The sequence below is a fragment of the uncultured Caulobacter sp. genome (genome assembly GCF_937900395.1).
GTDB lineage: Bacteria > Pseudomonadota > Alphaproteobacteria > Caulobacterales > Caulobacteraceae > Caulobacter.
On sequence record NZ_CALCDX010000138.1, the window covers coordinates 1 to 3,255 of the forward strand.

3 protein-coding genes are annotated in these 3,255 nt (G+C 69.8%); all 3 read left to right on the plus strand.

Annotated features, from left to right (window positions below):
- Nucleotides 1-1,377 (plus strand): copper resistance system multicopper oxidase (locus Q0379_RS11365; protein WP_299008520.1); only part of this gene is annotated, 1,377 nt, incomplete at its 5' end.
- The gene (locus Q0379_RS11370; RefSeq protein ID WP_299008523.1) at nt 1,377-2,177 is read left to right on the plus strand and encodes a copper resistance protein B; all 801 of its coding nucleotides are present in this window, start codon (nt 1,377-1,379) and stop codon (nt 2,175-2,177) included. The genes Q0379_RS11365 and Q0379_RS11370, both read left to right, overlap by 1 nt.
- A 107-nt stretch (nt 2,178-2,284) precedes the next feature.
- Nucleotides 2,285-3,255, plus strand: a 971-nt coding sequence (locus Q0379_RS11375; RefSeq protein ID WP_299008526.1) for an AMP-binding protein, incomplete at its 3' end; no start/stop codon positions are given.

Here is a 3,255-nt window from a genome sequence, read left to right on the forward strand (position 1 = left end):
CCGTTCCAGATGGACGGCGTGCCGGGCGTCAGCTTCCCGGGGATCAAGCCCGGCGAGACCTTCACCTACGACTTTCCGGTCCGGCAGTCGGGCACCTACTGGTGGCACAGCCATTCGGGGCTGCAGGAGCAGGTCGGCCACTACGCGCCGATGATCATCGACCCGGCCGGCGAGGACCCGATCGCCTACGACCGCGAGCACGTCGTGGTGCTGTCGGATTGGAGCTTCCTGCATCCGCACGAGCTGTTCCGGAGGCTGAAGGCCCAGGCGGGATACTTCAACCGCCAGAAGCAGACGGTGGCTGGCCTGCTGCGCGGCGAGGACCAGTCCCTGAAGGACCGGATCGAATGGTCCAAGATGCGGATGGACCCGACCGACGTGCTGGACGTCACCGGCTCGGCCTACACCTACCTCGTCAACGGCCACGGTCCAGGCGACAACTGGACTGGCCTGTTTTCGCCGGGCGAGCGGGTGCGGCTGCGGATCATCAACGCCGCCGCCATGACCACCTTCAACGTCCGGATCCCAGGGCTGGCCCTGGAGGTCGTGGCGGTCGACGGCCAGCCCGTCGCGCCGGTCAGCGTGGATGAGTTCCAGACCGCGCCGGCCGAGACCTATGACGTCATCGTCCGGCCCACTGAGGACAAGGCCTTCACCCTGGTCGCCGAGGCCTCGGACCGCTCGGGCCTGGCCCGCGCGACCCTTGCGCCGCGTCTGGGTATGAGCGCGCCCGTCCCGCCGCTGCGCAAGCGGCCGCTGGCGACCATGAAGGACATGGGGATGGGGAACATGGCCCACGGCATGGACATGCCGGGCATGGACATGTCGATGCGGTCCCAAAGCAACGCGCCCAGCGTGGCGCTGACGCCCGGCGTCCAGAGCATCTCGCCGATGCCGATGGACCGCATGGCCGAGCCGCCCCAGGGGCTGGAGGACGTCGGGCATAAGGTCCTGACCTACGCCGACCTCGCCAACCTGAACGCGCCCAAGGACACTAGGCCGCCGGGACGGACCGTGGAGATCCACCTGACCGGTAACATGGAGCGCTTCATGTGGGCGTTCGACGGTCAGCCCTATGGTCCCGATCGCAAGCCCTACGCCTTCGAGCGCGGCGAGCGGGTGCGGGTGGTGCTGGTCAACGACACCATGATGTCCCACCCGATCCACCTGCACGGCCACTTCTTCGAGCTGGTCAACGGCCAGGCGCGGCAGCCGCTCAAGCACACGGTCAATGTGGCGCCGGGCGGCAAGGCGGCCTTCGACCTGACCGCCGACGAGCCGGGCGACTGGGCCTTCCACTGCCACATGCTGCTGCACATGCACGCGGGCATGTTCGCGGTGGTCACCATCCGGCCGCTGGACGGGGAGGCCGCGTGATGCTGGTCGATCTCCCGCCCGCCGCTCAGCATGAGCACCACCAGGCGGCTCCCGCCGCCGATTCGCACGCGGGCCACCAAATGCCGGCGCCCGCCGCGCCGCCTGGCGAGGTCAAGCCGCCGCCGATCCCGGCGGACCACGCCGCCGAGCGGTTCTACAGCCCGGCGGTGATGGCCGCCGCGCGCGCCCAGCTCGCCAAGGAGCACGGCGGTGGAACGGCCTGGACCGTTCGGGCCGACATTCTGGAGCATCGCGCCATGAAGGGCGCCGACGGCCAGGCCTTCGAGGGCGAGGCCTGGTGGGGCGGCGACGCCTCGCGCTGGGTGGTCAAGGCGCGCGGCGAGCGCAAGACGGGCGAAGGCTGGGAGCGCGGCGAGGCCGAGGCGCTGAAGGCCTGGCCGGTCGGACCCTATTTCGACCTGCAGGCCGGCGTACGCTATGATTTGGCGCCGAAAGGACGGTCGTATGCGACGCTCGGCTTCGAGGGGCTGGCGCCGTACTGGTTCGAGGTCCAGGGCGCGGCCTATCTGTCCGACAAGGGCGACGTCTCGGCGCGGGGCGAGGTCTCCTACGACCTGCGCCTGACCCAGAAGCTGATCCTGCAGCCCCGCCTCGAAGGCGATCTCGCCGAGGCCGGCGCCGCGCGGCTCGAAGGAGGGCTGCGGCTGCGCTACGAGATCACGCGGGAGTTCGCGCCCTATGTCGGCGTCGTGCGCGAGCGGGCCTTCGGTCCAGCCGTCGTGGCGGGCGAGCGCGCCGGGAGCACGGCGGTGGTGATCGGGGTCAAGGCCTGGCGCTGAGCGGCTCACACGCCCCCTATCGTTACGGATAGCTTGCCGTGCGCGGAAGCCTGGCCCAACATCCGTTTGACCGGACGCAGAGCCGGCGTACGAGGGAGCCAGGACGGATGTCGGACGCGATCGACTTCGAGCGCATGCGGACCTTGGGCGACGTCGCCCGCTATCACGCCGAGGCGCGGCCCAACGCTGTCGCCTTCAGCTTCGAGGGGCGCGACACGACCTTCGCCGACTTCGACCGGCACACGAACCAGGTCGCCAACGCCCTGATCGCGGCGGGCCTCGAGACCGGCGACCGCGTGGCCTATGTCGGCAAGAACAGCGACTGGTACTTCGAGCTGCTGATCGGCGCCGCCAAGGCCGGGGTGGTCACCACGCCGATCGGCTGGCGCCTGGCCGCGCCCGAGATCGCCTACATCGTCGCCGACAGCGACGCCAAGCTGGTCTTTGTCGGGCCCGAGCTGATCGCCCACGTCGAGGAGGTCGCCGCCGAGCTGACCCATCGCCCGGTCGTGATCGCCATGGAGCCGGAAGGGGCGGGCGAGAACCAGACCTTCGAGGCCTGGCGCGACGCCCAGCCCGACAGCGATCCGCACAAGCCTATCGCCACGTCCGACATCGCCATCCAGCTCTACACCTCGGGCACGACCGGCCGGCCGAAGGGCGCGATGCTGACCCACGACAATCTGCTGGCCATGCGGCGCGAGCCGGCGGCGACCCAGTTGCCGTGGAACCGCTGGGGACCGAACGACGTCAGCCTGGTGGCCATGCCCGTCGCCCACATCGGCGGCACCGGCTGGGGGCTCGTCGGCTTGCTGAACGGCGCCAAGGGCGTGGTGGCGCGCGAGTTCGATCCGACCAAGGTGCTGGACTACATCGAGAAGGACCGCATCTCGAAGATGTTCATGGTGCCCGCGGCGCTGCAGATCGTCGTGCGGCTGCCAAGAGCGCGCGAGGTCGACTATTCGCGCCTGTCGCACATCCTCTATGGCGCCGCGCCGATCCCGCTGGACCTGCTGCGCGAGTGCATGGAGGTGTTCGGTTGCGGCTTCGTCCAGCAGTACGGCATGACCGAGACGAC